Here is a 17,495-nt window from a genome sequence, read left to right as displayed (position 1 = left end):
AAAGGGGGGATGCCATTGGGGGATGATGGAGTTTGTGTCTGATAACTAAATTCATTACCGTTTAACAGGAGGAGAACCCAGATGAAAAAATTCACAAAAACAATCTTGGCGAGCACACTCGCTGCAACTATGCTCATGACATCAGGAACAGGTGCTTTTGCCGCAACAGCGGTTAAGCCTGTCCAAACTGTAGCTGCTGAAGCTGCTAAAAAACCGCAAGCGAAGAAGTTTGAGTCCCGATTGGACGAAATCATTGCGAGAGGCTATATCCTCGTAGGTACTCCAGGTGACTACAAACCGTTTACATATTTGAATCCAAAAACGAACCAATTCGAAGGTTACGATATCGACGCGATGAAAGAATTCGCAAAAAGCTTGGGAGTAGAGGCGCGTTTTGTCCAAACATCATGGCCGACGTTGATGGACGATCTTTTGGCAAATAAATTCGATATTGCTGTCGGGGGCGTAACGCGCAACACAGACCGCCAGAAAAAAGCACACATGAGCGATCCTTATATTATGTTCGGTAAAGCTCCGCTCATCCGTGCAGAAGACAAGGACAAGTACAAGAGTGTAGCAGATATCAACAAGCCAGAGGTGCGCATTGGTGTGAATCCAGGAGGCACCAACGAAAAATTCGTTCGTGAGCACCTGACAAAAGCAACTGTGACTGTTGAACAAAACAACCTCGACATTCCTGGTCTGGTAGCAAGCGGTAAGTATGATGTGATGATCACGGATACGCTGGAAGCGATTGTATATTCCAAAGCAGACTCCCGCCTGTATGCCGCTCTGACTGACAACCCGTTCACCAAGAGTGAAAAAGCGTACATGATTCACCGTGGAGACAGCATCTTCGCTAACTACCTGGATCTGTGGATGGACGAGATGAAACTGCAAGGGAAGTTTGATGAGCTGTACAACAAATGGGTAAAATAATTCAATAACAGACAAGCAGCCTGATTCTGGGCTGCTTTGTTATTTTTTACAAACGGTTGCAGCACAAAATCAGGCAATTTAGGTATATAAGCAGTTTGCTTTTTCAGGCATTGCATGGTACGATTACAGCTATGTTCTTTAGGGTGCTACGTACAATCGGGGATAAAAGGGCATGTTCCGGATCGTAAGGAATAGTGCCCTTTTTTTTGAGAATTTTATAGATGAAGGTATTGATAAAGGAGACTGACATTCATTGGCGACTTTTAATGATTTTGGCTTACACCACTCCATTGTTAGAGCGTTGAGCAACATGGGCTTCGAAGAGGCTACAGCGATTCAGGATCAAACAGTTCCTGTAGCACTGCAAGGTCGTGACCTGATCGGTCAGGCACAAACAGGTACTGGTAAAACAGCTGCATTCGGTATTCCACTGGTGGAGCGCTTGGACGAAACCAATGGCAACATTCAAGGGGTTGTACTGACTCCTACTCGTGAGCTGGCTGTTCAGGTGGCGGAAGAGATTAATAAAATTGCCCAATTTAAAAACATCTCTGCCCTGCCAATCTATGGTGGTCAAGACATCACGCGTCAAATCAAGGCGTTGAAAAAACGCCCGCAAATCATCGTAGCAACACCTGGTCGTTTCATGGATCACATGAGAAGAAGAACGATTCGTCTCGATGCGATTGAGATGGTGATCTTGGACGAAGCGGATGAAATGCTGAACATGGGCTTCATCGACGATATCAAGGAAATCTTGAAAGAGGTTCCTACCAATCGTCAAACATTGCTCTTCTCGGCGACGATGCCAAGAGCGATCCAGGAAATCGCTCAGCAGTTCATGAGCGAACCAACCATTATTCAAGTGAAAGCAAAAGAAGTAACCGTACCAAACATCGAGCAGCAGTATATGGAAGTAGCAGAAAGACAAAAATTCGATGTTCTGTGCCGTTTGCTGGATATTCATTCGCCTGAGCTGGCTATCGTATTCGGTAGAACCAAGCGCAGAGTGGATGAGCTGTCCGAAGCTCTGACCAAGCGCGGTTATGGAGCAGAAGGTATCCACGGAGACCTGAACCAGGCAAAACGCGACAGCGTACTGCGCAAGTTCAAAGAAGGTACAATCGAAGTATTGGTAGCGACTGACGTTGCAGCCCGCGGTCTGGATATCAGCGGGGTTACGCACGTATTCAACTTTGACATTCCACAAGACTCCGAGAGCTACGTTCACCGTATCGGAAGAACGGGACGTGCTGGTAAAACGGGTCTCGCGATCACATTTGTTACTTCCCGTGAAATTGACCATCTGCGTCTGATTGAGCGTACGACCAAGCGTCGCATGGAGCGTCATGCTGTTCCTTCGATGGCAGAAGCTCTGGAAGGTCAACAAAAAATGACGGTAGACAAAATCCTGGAAGCGTCCGGAAGAGATGATCTGTCTGCTTACAAAACATTGGCAGAACAATTGCTGGAGGATGTTGATTCCGTAACGTTGGTATCCGCAGCACTCAAGCTGTTGACCAAAGAGCCGGATACGACACCTGTCCGCCTGACAGAAGAGGCTCCTCTTCGTGTAGGGAAGAAAAAGCTGCCTCCAAAAGGAAAAGGTGGCTTCGGTTCTGGTTCCGGTTTTGGTGGAAAGCGTCCATCTCGCCCACGCAATGGCGAATATCGTCCTCGCGGCGGTGAATCTCGTCCACGTAGCGGCGAATCTCGTCCGCGCAGTGGTGACTCTCGTCCACGCAGCGGTGACTCCCGTCCACGCAGTGGCGAATCTCGTCCACCACGCAGCTAGGAAGCGAGCGGTAATGCAAGCAAGGACTGATGTGCACATGTGCGCATCGGTCTTTTTTTGTGTTGACCTGCCTGCGAATAGTTAGGGGGATCTGTGACAAACTAGGAGTGTGCATAGTGATCAAGGTTGAATCGGAGAATTTGTAAGAAGGCTTCTGCAACTGAGCAGAGGTCTTTTTTCTATGGGCAATTAAGTTTTGGCAACAACGAGTCAGACAAATTCGCGCTTTGATTTTGTTGTTACCCCCTATGAAAACGCTTTATATTTGAGGTGTACACATTATCATTTCAATCATGTCAACATCTCATAAATAGGGGTAAAGGAGGGTTCAGTATGGAGAGCGTAGAAACAAAAAACGCTTCGGGTGGAATACGGGTCTCGGTACAAAAGTTTGGACGGTTCTTGAGTGCGATGGTCATGCCGAACATCGGTGCTTTCATCGCTTGGGGATTAATTACCGCTTTATTTATCCCAACAGGTTGGCTGCCTAACGAAAATTTGGCCAAACTGGTTGGACCGATGATTACGTATTTACTGCCACTGCTGATCGGTTATACCGGCGGGAAAATGGTCCATGATGTTCGAGGCGGGGTCGTAGGTGCCGTTGCTACGATGGGGGTTGTTGTAGGTGCAGACATCCCGATGTTCCTGGGAGCCATGATCATGGGTCCTTTGGGCGGCTGGGTCATCAAAAAAGTGGACCAGTTGTTCGAAGGAAAAATTCGTTCCGGCTTTGAAATGCTGGTGAACAACTTTTCCGCGGGTATCGTTGGCGGGTTACTGACACTTTTGGCTTTCCAAGCAATTGGGCCAGTCGTTGTAGGCCTGAGCAAGGCGCTTGCAGCGGGTGTAGAAGTCATTGTAGGTGCAGGACTGCTGCCGCTTGCCAGCATTTTCATCGAGCCAGCGAAGATCCTGTTCCTGAACAATGCGATTAACCACGGTATTTTGAGCCCGATCGGTCTGGATGAAGCGGCGAAGATGGGGCAATCGATTTTCTTCCTGCTTGAATCCAATCCGGGACCAGGTCTGGGAATTTTGTTGGCATACTGGCTTGCTGGCAGAGGCAGTGCCAAGCAATCGGCTCCGGGTGCTGTCATCATTCACTTCTTCGGGGGTATCCACGAAATTTACTTCCCGTATGTGCTGATGAATCCGCGTCTGATTCTGGCGGCCATTGGTGGTGGGATGGCTGGTGTGTTTACCTTCACGCTGCTTGGCGCAGGATTGGTGGCGCCACCGTCTCCAGGTAGTATTTTCGCCTTGATTGCAATGGCTCCGCGTGGTGGATTGCTACCGGTATTGGCTGGTGTGTTGGCAGCGACTGTCGTGTCCTTCCTCATCGCATCTGCTCTCTTGAAAATGAGCGCGAAGACAGACGAAGATGAACTGGAAAAAGCGACAGAAAAAATGCAAGAGATGAAAGGCAAAAAAGCACAGGCACAAGAAGCGGTAGAAGCACCAGTGAAGCATGAGGTAGCTGCTGCTGACGTGAAAAAAGTCGTCTTCTCTTGCGATGCGGGAATGGGCTCCAGTGCGATGGGAGCGGCGTCCTTGCGCAAAAAGTTCAAGGATGCGGGCCTGACCGAGATTACAGTCATCAATACGGCGATCAACGACATTCCAGGTGACGCTGATATCGTCATTACGCACAAGTCTTTAACAGAAAGAGCGCAGGTCAAAGCGCCTTCTGCGGAGCATATCTCCATTGAAAATTTCTTGAATAGTCCCGAGTATGACAAGTTGGTCAAACGCCTGGGATAAGGGGAATCAACGCTAGTGAGAGCTAGCGTCTTCCCTCTTTGGCGTTGAGGAGGGAACGAAGACATGCATGTATCCTCTCGACAGCGATCTATTATCGAGATTTTATTGAAGGAACAAAAAGGAGTTACCGTTGGTTCGATCGCCGAACAGATTGGCGTAAGCGGTCGTACCGTTCACAGGGAATTGGATACGCTGGCTTCCTTGTTTGATGAATTTGATCTGGAGTTAGTCAGAAAAACAGGTTCAGGGCTTGAAGTGGTCGGGACTGACGAGCAAAAGCGTGCACTCAGAATGTCTGTCCTGCATCACATGACGAAGGAATACACCGTGCAGGAACGAAAGGCAATCATCCTGTGCGCACTCTTGGAGGCATCAGAGCCAGTCAAGCTGATTTCGCTGGCGATCGATTTGAAAGTGACGACGGCGACCATCAGTCATGATCTGGATGATTTGGAGACGATGCTTGCTCGTTACGATCTGTCACTCTTGCGCAAAAGAGGGTACGGCGTAGAGCTGCAAGGCACAGAGTCGTCCAAGCGGCGGGCGATCAGTAGACTGATTGCCGAGCATCTGGATGATCATGAATTGATTGGGATTATCAAAGAAAATATTCAAAACAAGGCATTGCGAGACATCGACTCGATTTCGGAACGGCTGCTTGGCCTGATTGACCGGGAAAAGCTGATCAAGGTCGAGAATGCATTGAGCCATCTGGACGAGGAGCTTCCCTATCCTTTGGCAGACAGCGCCTATCTCGGATTAGTCACCCATTTGGCGTTGGCCATGGAACGGATTGAAAAAGGGGAAGGCATTCATTTTGACGAGAATACCCTCAATGAATTGATTGGAACACCCGAGTACGAAATAGCCAGCAATATCATGGAGCGGCTGAAGCAAATTTTCCAAATGGAAATCCCGGCGGATGAGATCGGCTATATTACGATGCATTTGCGGGGAGCCAAGCTGCGGCATTCTCCGGATGACCAGGTATGGCCCGAAAACACGGAGCTCATAGTTATTACGAAACGCTTCATTCAAGCCTGCGAAGAACGCTTGGACATTCCGCTTGGCAATGACGCCTCGCTGTTCCATGGTCTGCTGACGCATTTGGAGCCAGCGTTGTACCGATTACAGCGGAAGATGGAGATTCGCAATCCGATTCTCGAGCAGATCAAGCAAAACTATCCAGAGCTGTTTGCCGTAACAAGCGAAGCGGTCCATATAGTTTTGCCAGAGCTACAGGTTCCAGATGAAGAGATCGGGTACCTGGTGATGCATCTTGGTGCGGCATTGGAGAGAACGCGCCATGAGCAGCAGTGGTACCGGGCATTGGTGGTATGCTCCAGCGGGATCGGCTCCTCCAAGATTTTGGCAACGCGTATCAAAAAAGAAATACCGGAGATCGTCAGCCTGAAAAATCTGTCCATGTTTGATTTGGAAGAGGTCCCGGCAACGGATTATGACTTAATCATTTCCACCCTTCCATTGCCGCTCGATCCAGCGGAATATGTCGTGGTCAGCCCGCTGCTTCCGCCAGACGATATCCAAAAAATTAAATATCAATTACACACGACGAGTCAGAAACAATCCCATCAGGAGAAAAGTCAGTTAGTTCCCGCAGGACAGCAGTCCATCGAACAACTAAGGGCCATGCAATACTACGCTGCGTATGCCAATGAGCTTTACGACGGGCTGTGGGGAATGAGATGGGATAACCGTGATCAAGACATCGCCCAGCTTTTGAGACAAATCAGCAAGAGGCTGAAAGAACGTGGAACGATCGAGGAGGTCGAACCGGTAGTCAAGCAGTTGATCGAGCGGGAAAAGCTCGGTGGTTTGGGGATTCCAGGAACATCCTTGGCCCTTTTTCACGGAAGAAATGAAGCAGTGAATCGGGCGTCTTTTACGTTTCACCAATTACGAGAGCCTGTGCTTCTTCGTTCGATGGATGAAGAAGTGATATCCATTGATATGCTCCTGCTCTTGTTAGGGCCAAAAGAAGTGCCGAAGGAAGGGCTGGAAGTACTCAGCGAGATCAGCTCCCTTTTGATTGAAGAAGAAATGCAAGCGGTTTTGAAAACAGGAGAAACACAGCAAATGGCTGATTATATAGCGGGCAAAATGTATGCGTTTTGCCTCAAAAAGATAGGAATGGAGAGAACGAAATGAAAAACATACTGACAGCAGAAAAAATCATGTTGAATGTAAAGGTAGCCAATAAAGAAGAGGCGATCAGACTGGCTGGACAATTGCTTGTGCGTGCAGGCCACGTAACGGAGGCGTATATAGAGAAAATGCAAGAGCGCGAGCAGTTGGCGACCACATATATCGGAAGCGGCGTAGCCATCCCTCATGGAACGAACGAATCCAAGGCAGAGATTCAATCCACCGGGATCTCCATCATTCAGGTTCCGGAGGGCGTAGATTTCGGAGAAGGCAATACAGCATATTTGCTGGTGGGCATTGCTGCTGTTGGAGACGAACATCTGGAGGTGCTCTCGAACATCGCGATTCTTTGCTCCGAGGAGGAAAACGTCAAACGGATTGTAAACGCGGCTTCGGCGGAAGAAATCATTGCGATGTTCTCCGAGGAGGTGTAATCCCCTATGCTAGCTGTACATTTTGGAGCAGGTAATATTGGGCGAGGCTTTATTGGACAACTGTTGCAAAAGGCTGGCTATGAAATTGCGTTTGTGGATGTCAATGCGGCTTTGGTCGATGAGCTGAATGAGCGAAAAATGTATCGCGTGCAACTAGCAACAACAGGAAAACCGGAGTCGGTCGTGGAAGGAGTTCGAGCGATAAATGGTCAGGATGTAGCGGCGGTAGCTGAAGCGATCGCAACTGCCGATTTGGTTACGACGGCAGTTGGTCCCAACATTCTTCCGCATATTGCAGGGGCCATCGCAGCCGGCATTACCCGGAGACTTTCTGTTCATGCGAAGCCACTCAATGTGATTGCATGCGAAAACATGATTGGTGGCAGCGAGAAGCTGAAGGAGCATGTGTATGGGCATCTGACGGAATCGGTTCAAGCCGAGGCAGCACAATGGATCGGATTCCCCAATGCAGCCGTAGATCGGATTGTTCCTTTGCAGCAGCATGATGACAAGCTTCTGGTTATGGTGGAACCGTTTTTCGAATGGGTGGTAGATTCGTCGCAGATGGTTGGAGAAGTCCCGTCCATTGAGGGCGTTACCTATGTGGAGGATCTCGCGCCGTACATCGAAAGAAAGCTGTTTACCGTCAACACAGGTCATGCGGTCATCGCGTACCTGGGGTATCAGCTGGGGATGAAAACGATTGATGAAGCGATGCGAGACGACCGGATCGTTCAGGCGACACGCGGGGCTCTTCAGGAGACAGGTGCACTGCTTGCTGCCAAGTACGGATTTGACCCGCAAGTTCATGGGCAGTATGTAGAAAAAATCCTTGGCAGATACACCAACCCATTGTTGTCTGACGATATTGTCAGGGTGGCGCGTTCGCCGATCCGCAAGCTATCGCAGCAAGATCGTTTGGTCGGACCAGCACTACAATGCATGGAAAAAGGAATGAATCCAGAGCATTTAGGTCTGGCAATTGCTGCGGCACTGGCATTCGACTATCCCGAGGATGCGGAGTCCGCACGGATACAAGCAAGCCTGAAAGAGTTTGGATGGGAAAATACATTACACAATTGTACCGGCATTCCGGCAAGTCATCCACTTGAGGAGATCGTGCGCGAACAGGCACGCAGATTGAAGGAATGGTCAGGTAGCCATTGAGAGAGGCTGGTGTTACGATGTCCCAAAAGATCACAGGTGTAAAAGCTTCAACAGGTATAGCCATTGGCAAGGCGTTTTTACTGACAACGCCCGACTTACAGATCAATACCGTAGCGATTGAAGATCCGGCGAGTGAAATCCAACGCTTTCAAGAGGCGTTGGCTCGAGCAAAAAATGATTTGGAGGACATCGTTCTGCGCGTGGAGCGGGAGATGGGAACGGATCATGCAGACATTTTCAAAGCTCACCTGCTCGTCTTGGAAGACCCGGAACTGGTCGATACCGTCAAAGATAAAATCTCAAACGAAAAGACAAACGCTGAAAGTGCCTTGAATGATGTCGCACAAGCATTCATCGGACTTTTCGAGCAAATGGACAACGAATACATGCGGGAGAGAGCAGCAGATATTCGTGACGTTACCAAACGTGTACTTTCTTACTTGCTCGGGGTACCGTTTGCAGGACTCGGGGAGCTGACAGAGGAAGTGATCATTGTAGCGGATGATTTGACGCCTTCCGATACGGCCCAATTAGACCGCCGCTATGTCAAAGGCTTCGTTACAGACATTGGGGGACGAACCTCGCATTCTGCGATTATGGCACGTTCTCTGGAGATTCCTGCTGTTGTTGGAACACAAGGGATCACTCGTGCCGTTCAGCCTGCGACACTCGTCATTCTCGATGGGCATGAAGGGATCGCGATTATTGACCCGAGTGAAGAGGAAATCGCTGTCTACAAACGCAAGCAGGCAGATTACGAAGCGCAAAAAGCCGAACTGGCGAAGCTTGTGAACGATAAAACGGTCACGTTGGACAATCATCATGTCGAGCTTGCCGCCAATATCGGAAGTCCTGAAGATGTTGCTGGGGCAATCGCCAATGGTGCTGAAGGTGTCGGGCTGTTCCGCACGGAGTTTCTATACATGGGACGCAATGATTTTCCGACGGAAGAGGAACAATACCTCGCGTACAAGCACGTGCTAGAGCATATGGGTGACCGCCCGGTGGTTATTCGTACTTTGGACATTGGCGGGGACAAGCATCTCTCTTACTTGGCTTTGCCAGAAGAAATGAACCCGTTTCTTGGACACCGCGCCATCCGGCTGTGTCTCGACAACCAAGAACTGTTTCGTACGCAGTTGCGTGCTCTATTGCGCGCAAGTGTACACGGCAATCTGAAAATCATGTTTCCGATGATTGCGACACTGGAGGAGTTCCGCCAGGCGAAAGCGATTTTGGAAGAAGAGAAAAAATCTTTGATAAATCGCGGAATGGCAGTATCCGATCAGATTGAAGTGGGTATCATGATTGAGATCCCTGCTGCGGCACTGATGGCCGATCAATTTGCACGCGAGGTTGACTTTTTCAGCATTGGAACCAATGATTTAATACAATACACAATGGCAGCCGACCGTATGAACGAGAAGGTCGCTTATCTCTACCAGCCTTATCATCCTGCCGTTTTGCGCTTGCTGCACAACGTCATAAAAGCAGGGCACGCGCAGAACAAATGGGTCGGTATGTGCGGGGAGATGGCGGGCGATCCAATCGCGATCCCGATTCTGTTGGGAATGGGTCTGGATGAATTTAGTATGAGTGCAGGGAGCATATTGCCTGCGCGCCAACAACTGAGTCGTTTGAGTGTGGAGGACGCAGCGAAGCAGATTGATACGATTTTACAGATGAGCACTTCTGCGCAAGTAGAGGCGTTCGTGAAGGAATGGCTTGAGAGAGTGTAGAAAAGGAGGCAGATCAGAATGGTAGAGAAAAAAATAGTGGTTCAATTGGCGCATGGCCTGCATGCACGTCCTGCTGCGAACTTTGTGAAGGTGGCCACGTCTTTTTCCAGCGAAATTAAAATCATCAAAAATGAGAAAAATGTAAATGGCAAGAGCATCATGGGCATTATGGCAGCAGCGATTGGAAAAGGGGAAGAAATTACCCTGATCACGGATGGCGTGGATGAACAAGAAGCGATGGCAGCATTGGAAAAAGCATTGACCGAACAGGAATAGGGAAGAGAAAGGGAAAGACGAAAAGCCCCTCGATTTGAGGGGTTTTTTCTGTTGTTCCGGGAAAGTTTACGTAGAAAGTAGTTGTGCGAAAGGGGGAGAAAAGGGTGTCAGTCGCTTTTGGGCTCGTTGTTCTTCTAAAAGCAGCTCCATTTTCAGGCGGTTGCGCTCCGAGTGTGTGGTTTTGTAGAGGGGGATTACCAAATTCCTTGTTTCCAAAGGATCGGTCGTGAGATTGTACAATTCGTAATCAGTCAGCGTGGGTTTGTATACATCCTCGGCAAAATAGCGGGAGTATTTCCATAAAGTGCTGTGCCCGGCGGAATACAGGTAGGCGAGGACCGTTTCTATCCGATTCGGAGGAATGACAGAGTCATAGGGCTGGTGTTGCACGCTAACTTGATGCTGTCCTTTTGTTACATCGTCATCTGTCATGAAGTAGATCGGCTCGCTAGAGATAGATTCCGTATCGTGAGACAAGATGAGGGGAGTAAGATCACGACCGACAAGCGGTTGTACCTCGCTATGTGTATAGGTTAGCTCCTCACTAAGCCTATCTGTGTCTACTCCAGATATACCGAGCAGTGTCGGAAGAATATCCACATGACTGGTTAATAGCTCTGTGGAGGTCGCGTGTGGAAAAAGGAATGGGTTGTGGATAATGAGAGGAACATGAATTGCCTCTTCATAGGTACAGTACCATTTTTGATGCAGATTGCCGTGGGCACCCAACAATTCGCCGTGATCGGATGTGAACACGACCAGTGTTTCGGGATAAAACGAGCTTGCGATGAGTGCTTCAAGAACACGCATCACTTCCCGATCGGCGTTTTTCTGGAGATGATAGTACAGTCTTCGATAATGGGCTTGGTCCGAAATGGGCTGGAACGCTTGTGGATATACCTCCCGATAACTCGCTTGGCAGCGCGGTTTTGTCGCAAGTGATTCGTACTGGGTAGGGGGTGGGGCAACACTGGGAACAGACTTATCCACATGGAAGCGAAAAAACGGTGTGCTCGCAGAGATATCCCCATAGATGGCAATATCATGTGGATTGACGAAAGACGCCACGATCAGCCAAGGCTGGTAGCTTTCAACGGAGCCTTTCTCCTGGTCTAATGCATGGAGCAGCTCGATGACTTCGCTGCTGTATACCACATCACGACCGTTTACTCCGATGGCTGCGGACGAACCGGAGTTATGCGGCGCTATTCCATGCGGTTCAGGCCCGATCCAACTGGAGAAGCCATAGCCGTCCAGCCGATCAGCAAGCAAGTATAAGCGCTCTTTATCTGGATCAGGAACTCCCGTTACAGGGATATAGCTGGGGATAGGAAAGTGGGTGCCCGGTACCCAGATGTCAGCATCGGATATATGCCACTTGCCTTTATAGAAACACCGATAGCCCGCTTGACGAAAATAATTTCCCATCGTCGGGACGGTATTGCGATCGAGCCAGAACATGTCGCTGTCGGCAGAGCGTTTAGCGGCACCGCTGGTCTGGGTGACGCCGTGCAAAGAGGGGTACTGTCCGGTGAACAAGGTAGCTCTGCTGGGGCAACAGGCTGTGGAGCCAACGTAATGACGCTTGAATTCCAACCCATGCTCTCGTAAAAAAGCATGAGCGTGGAGTGTATCCTCGCTCCATTCACGTATCGCAGGCTCTTCATAAACAGGGGGGAATCGTTCCTGGTCCACAATGATGAATAAGATGTTCGGTCGTCTCCTCAACCATTTTCTCGACATATAGATCCCCCTCGGCAAAGATGTACACATCTTTATCAACATATGGGGATAAAGTTTGTCCTTATCCACAAAAAAATCGCCGATTATCAAGAAATCGGCGAAGTTGAATTCGGATATTCGGTTATCCACAGCTTTTTATACCAATACAAAGGAGAGTACTGACAAAAGAATGGAGGTAATACTCATGGCAATCAGTGGGCGCGCCGCTTTTGTACGCAGTGCACGCAGATTTACGTTCAGGCCGAGCCCGACCATGGCCATGGTGAGCACGAAGGTTGTGACATTGGCGACACCACTATGGAACGCTTCTGAGACAGGAATGGTTGTTCCGAGAACGTAGCTTCCAAATACACTCATGGCGAGGAAGCCGATCAGGAACCAAGGGAATTCAATCTTGGTGCCACTTTGTAATTTCCCGGTGCGTTTCATCCAAATCATCAGGATAAAACAGAGCGGAACCAACAGCAGCACACGCCCCAATTTTGCTAGCAGTGCAATCGCTAGCCCATCTTGACCAGCGGGTGCAGCAGCCAACGCGACATGCGCAATCTCGTGCAGACTAATTCCTGACCACATGCCGTATTCGACCGCGGACAGGGGTAGGAACGGACGCAGGATCGTGTAGGCAATAGCAAATAGGGTTCCGACGAGTGCGATCATTCCTACCCCGATGGCTGTATCTTCATCCTTGGCAGCAACGATAGGCGAGACGGCAGCAATTGCCGCTGCTCCACAGACCCCTGTACCGACTCCGAGCATGAGGGAGAGGGAAGAGTCTGCTTTCAGCCACTTAGCTATCAGCATCGTAACCGCGATGGAAAAAATAATGACACCAGCGTCATAGACGAGAAGCCCGAGACCTTCATTCAAGACGACGTCGATATTGAGCTTCAGGCCGTACAGAATGATAGCAAGACGTAGTAAACGTTTGGCAGAAAATTGAATCCCTGATCGCAATGCTTCCGGATATCCACGAAAATGCCGGTATGCGACCGCGATCAGGATCGAACAGGCGAGGGGGCCAACTTGTTGAAAGCCAGGTATTTTTGCTAAGCCGTAGCCTGTCAGGGCGATAAAAAAAGTAAAAGCGATTCCAGCTATCCACAGCGAGATGGATGCAGGTTTGCTTTCGTTATTTTTTGCGGGCTGTACGCTGGCATTGCTTTCATTCAATGGCACGCTGTTTTTGATCGGAGTTGCCATTGCCATCACTCCTCGAAAAGTTTTACAAACTCAGCATACGGCAACTGTTATAATAAGAAAAATAAATCATTGCGATGATCATCATAAGTGAAATGAATGGTTAGTGGTGGATAGGAGAGTGAAGGCAGTTGGATCAGCATTTGCTTGTGTTCGTGACCGTTGCAGACAGACAGAACTTTTCCCGAGCTGCAGAAGAGCTACATATGACGCAGCCTGCCGTTAGTCAGTATATTCATGCGCTCGAGCGCACGATAGGGACAAAGCTCCTGGAGCGAAGCAACAAATATGTTCGCTTGAATAAAGCGGGGGAGATTGTCTATCATCACGCTCGGGAGATCTTGGGCTTGTACACGCGAATGCAGAGCCTCGTGGATGATTTGATGAACACACCGAGCGGGGATTTGACGATTGGCGCCAGCTACACATATGGAGAGTATGTGCTGCCTCATGTCATTGCGCGTCTCCGTCAGTATTACCCAATGATTACCCCCACGATTACCATTCACAATTCCACAGTCATTGCTGAGCTGGTGGCGAAGCGACAACTCGACGTCGGGATTGTTGAGGGGGAGTATGTGGACGAAAAAATGTGCGTAGAGCCGTTTGCTGATGATCGCATGTATTTGATTGCTTCTCCGGAGCATCGATTGGCCGGGCAAACGGAGGTCAGCATTGACGAATTGATGAAGGAAACGTGGATTGTGCGGGAAGAAGGGTCAGGCACGAGGGAAGCGGCTGAAAAAATGTTTCGCCAACTGCAATTCACACCGCAAAAGCGAATGGAGTTCGGCAGCACACAGGTGATCAAGGAGTCAGTGGAGGCTGGTCTGGGAATCAGCTTACTGTCTTATTGGGCTATCCGCAAAGAACGCAGGCTCGGCACGCTCTGTACATTGAAGGTAACGGGGACGCCGGTTACCCGTGATTTTTCGCTCGTCACGAAATCAGACGAGTTTCATACCAAAGCATTGGACATCTTCATGGATCTTATCCGCACACATGTGCCGGAGGGTGCCCATACGTAAAAGAGGAAGCGGCATGATCGGTACGTGCTGCTGCCTCTTTTTCATTTCAAGCGGACGAGTCAGGATGGGCGAGTGTCAGACGAAAGGTTGTTCCTTCTGGAGAAGTCCGAACCAATTCGACATTTCCCCCGTGTGCTTTTGCCAATAGTCGGGAGATCGTCAGGCCCAGCCCCAATCCATGCTTCTTTTTGCGTTTGCTATCGCCGCGATAGTACCGTTCGAAAATGAAGGGGACCTCTGACTCAGGAATCCCTTTTCCATTGTCAGTCACGTCGATGGAGAGGAAGTCACCCTGATTATGGACGCCGATGTTGATTTGCGTTGCATTTGCGGAAGCGCTGTTCCCCAATAAATTGAGCAAAATTTGTTTGACGTGTGATTCATCGCCGATCCATACGGTATCTTGTCTAGTCGGATTAACTGTCACAGATACGTCTGCAAATGAGGGCAAGGCTTGCACCTGTGCGACTATCTGATCCAATGTGCTGTCGATCTGTATGGAATGCTTCTCGACGAAAACTTCACCTGCTTCCATGGAGGAAAATTCGAGCAGGTCATTGACCATTGTCTGGAGTCGCTTGGCTTCGTCCATGCTGATTTGCATGAATTCATCCGCATCTGCACCTTTTACGACGCCGTCTTTGACAGCTTGAATCATCCCACGGATCGAGGTGACAGGGGTACGCAGCTCATGGGAAACACCAGCCAAAAGGTCGGTGCGCATCCGCTCTAGTTGTCCAAGTCGTTTGGCCATTTCGTCAAATGAATGGACCAGCTGGCTGATTTCGGCCTCTTTGATTTTGGAGGAATTGGGCAAGGAAGGCGTATAATTCCCGCTGGATATTTGCTCTGCCGCTATTGCCAACTGCCGCAGGGGCTGTGTTAACGAGCGAGACAGCACATAGACGATTGCCCAACCGCACAAAGTGATGATTCCGATAGAAACCATGATTGTGATATAGGTGTGAACCAAATCATTGTTAAGAGGCGTGCTGACGTAATAGGTGCCTGCGACTGCATTGTGTTCATAGTAAGGGACACCAACGCGCAGCCAGGTAGCTCCCTTTGTGGCAACAACCTCCCGTATTTCTTTCGTTTTGTCCACCGGTTGGGCAGGGGTAGGTAACTGCGCAATGGTAGCGGTCGTCGTCTGACTCACCATTTCCTTCTTGAACGTCTTGCCCGCATCATCGTAAATCTGTACCACGTGATCGATTGGGACAGTTGGCATGACTCGAAATGCGATCATAGCGGTAGTGGCTGCGGGTGTTGCGGTGTCAGGAATAGCCGGAGACGTAGGGCCAGTCACGGTAGTGATAGCCTGATTGGAGATGCCAACAGTTGTTTGTGCCAAATCCTCTATCTTTACAGAAGAAGTCGAGGTGTCCTTGGCAAGCAACAACTTGGTATACGAATCAGCGAGCAACTCTGTTCTTGCTTCCAATACTTGAAACTGTTGTTCTGTAGCTGCTTTGTTAATCCAATAGATGCCAAAAAAGCCAATACCAAAAAGAATGACAGATAATATCAAGGCATAGCGCCACGTCCAGTAACGCAAGAGCGGTACAGCAGTTCTGGTAGAAGTAGATCGATTAGTAAACACGCAGGCTATACCCCATTCCTCTGATCGTGCTAATCTCCCCTTCGGAAGTCGGCCACGGCAGTAAGCTTTTGCGCAAACGCTTCACTGCGGTATCCACAGAGCGATCGCCCCCTTCAAAATCCATTCCCCACACCTGATCCAACAACTGATCTCGGCTGAAGCATTGGTTCGGATGTCGCGCCAGGAAAACAAGTAGTTGCCAATCCCGTGGCATTAAGGAAAGGGGTGCTTTCCCGATTAAGGCATTTTGGGCCGTAACATCTATGGAAAGTGTCCCGAGTCTGATCGTGTCTGCTTCGGCGATATAAGAGGAACGGCGGAGCACAGCTTGTACACGGGCCAACACTTCTTCTGGATCAAATGGCTTGGCAATATAGTCATCTGCACCTTGTGCCAGCCCTTGGAGCTTGTCTGGCACGGTACCGCGCGCCGTGATGATAATGACAGGGCAACTGCCGTATTGGCGAATCTGGTCGAGTATATCCAAGCCGTCATGATCGGGCAGCATCAGGTCAAGCAGGACAAGATCGGGTTTCCAGGAGAAAAAAGTCGGGATTGCCTCGTGATCACCCTCATTCCATTTTACCTCATAGCCCGCCCGTTCCAGGTAGACCTGAACAAGTCGGGCAATCGGCATTTCATCCTCGATGAGTAGAATTCGTTTCACGAAGAAACACCTCCTATCTATCTCAAGCCAATTTGTACTTATCATAGCAATGATAGAAAAAATTTTGACTGACATCATTTGTAAAAAATGTTCTTGTTTCCGTTGTTTAGCATAATGGAGTTATGTGTCCGTTGAATGGCGAAGGGCATAACTAAACCTCTGGCAGTTTCCTGCTAGAGGTTTTTTTGTGTGCTTGAAAGGCAACGCTTATTTTTTGATGGCAGGTATTGAGACTGTTGTACCTTTTGTGATCTTGCCTTCTTTTTCGAGCTGTTTGATCAACTCTTCCACGGAGATGCCCATTTCTTTTGCCATTTCCTCCAAACTGATTGAAGGGTGAGTAAAGGAAGCTGCTTTACCAGTGGCGATCGTGCCTTCTTTTTCAAGCTGCTTGATCAACTCTTCCACAGAGATGCCTTTTTCTTTTGCTACTTCTTCCAGATTGATAGTTGTCGTGGAAGCAATCATTACCAGCGTGCCTTCTTCTTTAAGCTGCTCGATCAAGTCTTCTACGGAGATGCCTTTTTCTTTTGCCATTTCATCCAGGTCGATTGTCTTAATGTTATCGCTGGTGGCATCGAATTTTATGAAGGAGAAGCTAGTTGTCAGGTCGCCGTCTTTCGTGTTAATAGCTGCTCCTTTCGTCAGTTTGCCTTCCTTTTCAAGCTGCTTGATCAACTCTTCCACAGTGATGCCCTTTTCCTTTGCCATTTGCTCCAGGTTAAAAATCGGTTTTAGAAGAGCATCTGTACCATCGGTGTTCACCATTTTCAGTGGAGCAGAAGAACCAGACGTTTTCGTTGGTTCACTTGCCGCAAACGCGGAACCTGCCATTGCGGATACTGCCAGAGCCATTGCTGCCATTGCCATTTTCTTTTTCATTGTGAAATTCCTCCTTGGGGGTTCTGTAAATGAGTGGTGAGCCTTGTTTGATGGGCTTGCCCGTCTCGGCTACAACCTAAAGATAATGGGGG

General features: G+C 49.2%; 14 protein-coding genes. 9 read left to right on the top strand and 5 right to left on the bottom strand.

What is annotated here, in order from left to right:
• Positions 1–81 precede the first annotated feature (81 nt).
• The 8 genes from AB432_RS28940 (at position 82) to AB432_RS28905 (ending at position 10,280) form a co-directional block, all read left to right on the top strand.
• Positions 82–939 carry a transporter substrate-binding domain-containing protein gene (locus tag AB432_RS28940; RefSeq protein ID WP_048035240.1) on the top strand — a complete coding sequence of 286 codons (858 nt, stop codon included), beginning with the start codon at positions 82–84 and terminating at the stop codon, positions 937–939.
• 253 nt (positions 940–1,192) lie between these two features.
• Entirely contained in the window at positions 1,193–2,734 is a 1,542-nt protein-coding gene (locus tag AB432_RS28935; protein WP_048035239.1) for a degradosome RNA helicase CshA, read from the top strand.
• 333 nt (positions 2,735–3,067) lie between these two features.
• A complete protein-coding gene (locus tag AB432_RS28930) occupies positions 3,068–4,498 on the top strand; it encodes a PTS mannitol transporter subunit IIBC (RefSeq protein ID WP_048035238.1) in 1,431 nt (476 codons plus the stop codon).
• Between the two features lie 63 nt (positions 4,499–4,561).
• Positions 4,562–6,667: a BglG family transcription antiterminator gene (locus AB432_RS28925; RefSeq protein ID WP_048035237.1), complete on the top strand. Its 2,106-nt coding sequence runs from the start codon at positions 4,562–4,564 to the stop codon at positions 6,665–6,667.
• Positions 6,664–7,098, top strand: coding sequence for a PTS mannitol transporter subunit IIA (locus tag AB432_RS28920; protein ID WP_048035236.1), 435 nt, complete (start codon positions 6,664–6,666; stop codon positions 7,096–7,098). The genes AB432_RS28925 and AB432_RS28920 overlap by 4 nt, the downstream gene beginning before the upstream one ends.
• 6 nt (positions 7,099–7,104) lie before the next feature.
• A complete protein-coding gene (locus tag AB432_RS28915; protein ID WP_048035235.1) occupies positions 7,105–8,265 on the top strand; it encodes a mannitol-1-phosphate 5-dehydrogenase in 1,161 nt (386 codons plus the stop codon).
• 17 nt (positions 8,266–8,282) lie between these two features.
• Entirely contained in the window at positions 8,283–10,004 is a 1,722-nt protein-coding gene (ptsP, locus tag AB432_RS28910) for a phosphoenolpyruvate--protein phosphotransferase (protein ID WP_048035234.1), read from the top strand.
• A gap of 18 nt (positions 10,005–10,022) precedes the next feature.
• Positions 10,023–10,280: an HPr family phosphocarrier protein gene (locus tag AB432_RS28905; protein ID WP_015893797.1), complete on the top strand. Its 258-nt coding sequence runs from the start codon at positions 10,023–10,025 to the stop codon at positions 10,278–10,280.
• Positions 10,281–10,346: 66 nt separating this feature from the next.
• Here the strand turns inward: AB432_RS28905 and AB432_RS28900 are convergent, their stop codons facing one another.
• On the bottom strand, positions 10,347–12,023 hold the full coding sequence (locus AB432_RS28900) for a sulfatase family protein (RefSeq protein ID WP_048035233.1): 1,677 nt from the start codon (positions 12,021–12,023) through the stop codon (positions 10,347–10,349).
• 135 nt (positions 12,024–12,158) lie between these two features.
• Positions 12,159–13,226 (bottom strand): YeiH family protein, encoded by a 1,068-nt coding sequence (locus tag AB432_RS28895; protein WP_048035232.1) that lies wholly within the window; start codon positions 13,224–13,226, stop codon positions 12,159–12,161.
• 128 nt (positions 13,227–13,354) lie between these two features.
• Here AB432_RS28895 and AB432_RS28890 point away from each other — a divergent pair, with 128 nt between their 5' ends.
• On the top strand, positions 13,355–14,251 hold the full coding sequence (locus tag AB432_RS28890) for a LysR family transcriptional regulator (RefSeq protein ID WP_048035231.1): 897 nt from the start codon (positions 13,355–13,357) through the stop codon (positions 14,249–14,251).
• Positions 14,252–14,297: 46 nt separating this feature from the next.
• Here the strand turns inward: AB432_RS28890 and AB432_RS28885 are convergent, their stop codons facing one another.
• The 3 genes from AB432_RS28885 to AB432_RS28875 form a co-directional block, all read right to left on the bottom strand.
• Positions 14,298–15,854 carry a HAMP domain-containing sensor histidine kinase gene (locus AB432_RS28885; protein WP_048035230.1) on the bottom strand — a complete coding sequence of 519 codons (1,557 nt, stop codon included), beginning with the start codon at positions 15,852–15,854 and terminating at the stop codon, positions 14,298–14,300.
• Positions 15,844–16,521 carry a response regulator transcription factor gene (locus tag AB432_RS28880; RefSeq protein ID WP_048035229.1) on the bottom strand — a complete coding sequence of 226 codons (678 nt, stop codon included), beginning with the start codon at positions 16,519–16,521 and terminating at the stop codon, positions 15,844–15,846. Before AB432_RS28880 ends, AB432_RS28885 begins: the two co-directional genes overlap by 11 nt.
• Positions 16,522–16,728: 207 nt before the next feature.
• On the bottom strand, positions 16,729–17,403 hold the full coding sequence (locus tag AB432_RS28875) for a hypothetical protein (protein WP_048035228.1): 675 nt from the start codon (positions 17,401–17,403) through the stop codon (positions 16,729–16,731).
• Positions 17,404–17,495: the final 92 nt, after the last annotated feature.

Origin of the sequence: Brevibacillus brevis (assembly GCF_001039275.2) — a bacterium.
Lineage (GTDB): Bacteria > Bacillota > Bacilli > Brevibacillales > Brevibacillaceae > Brevibacillus > Brevibacillus brevis_C.
This window is presented reverse-complemented; position numbering and strand designations above follow the sequence as displayed.

Bases quoted from the DNA above. Each gene is read 5' to 3' on its own strand.
- AB432_RS28940 (WP_048035240.1), top strand. From the start codon at position 82: ATGAAAAAATTCACAAAAACAATCTTGGCGAGCACACTCGCTGCAACT.
- AB432_RS28930 (WP_048035238.1), top strand. From the start codon at position 3,068: ATGGAGAGCGTAGAAACAAAAAACGCTTCGGGTGGAATACGGGTCTCG.
- AB432_RS28925 (WP_048035237.1), top strand. From the start codon at position 4,562: ATGCATGTATCCTCTCGACAGCGATCTATTATCGAGATTTTATTGAAG.
- AB432_RS28920 (WP_048035236.1), top strand. From the start codon at position 6,664: ATGAAAAACATACTGACAGCAGAAAAAATCATGTTGAATGTAAAGGTA.
- AB432_RS28915 (WP_048035235.1), top strand. From the start codon at position 7,105: ATGCTAGCTGTACATTTTGGAGCAGGTAATATTGGGCGAGGCTTTATT.
- ptsP (WP_048035234.1), top strand. From the start codon at position 8,283: ATGTCCCAAAAGATCACAGGTGTAAAAGCTTCAACAGGTATAGCCATT.
- AB432_RS28905 (WP_015893797.1), top strand. From the start codon at position 10,023: ATGGTAGAGAAAAAAATAGTGGTTCAATTGGCGCATGGCCTGCATGCA.
- AB432_RS28900 (WP_048035233.1), bottom strand. From the start codon at position 12,023: ATGTCGAGAAAATGGTTGAGGAGACGACCGAACATCTTATTCATCATT.
- AB432_RS28895 (WP_048035232.1), bottom strand. From the start codon at position 13,226: ATGGCAACTCCGATCAAAAACAGCGTGCCATTGAATGAAAGCAATGCC.
- AB432_RS28875 (WP_048035228.1), bottom strand. From the start codon at position 17,403: ATGAAAAAGAAAATGGCAATGGCAGCAATGGCTCTGGCAGTATCCGCA.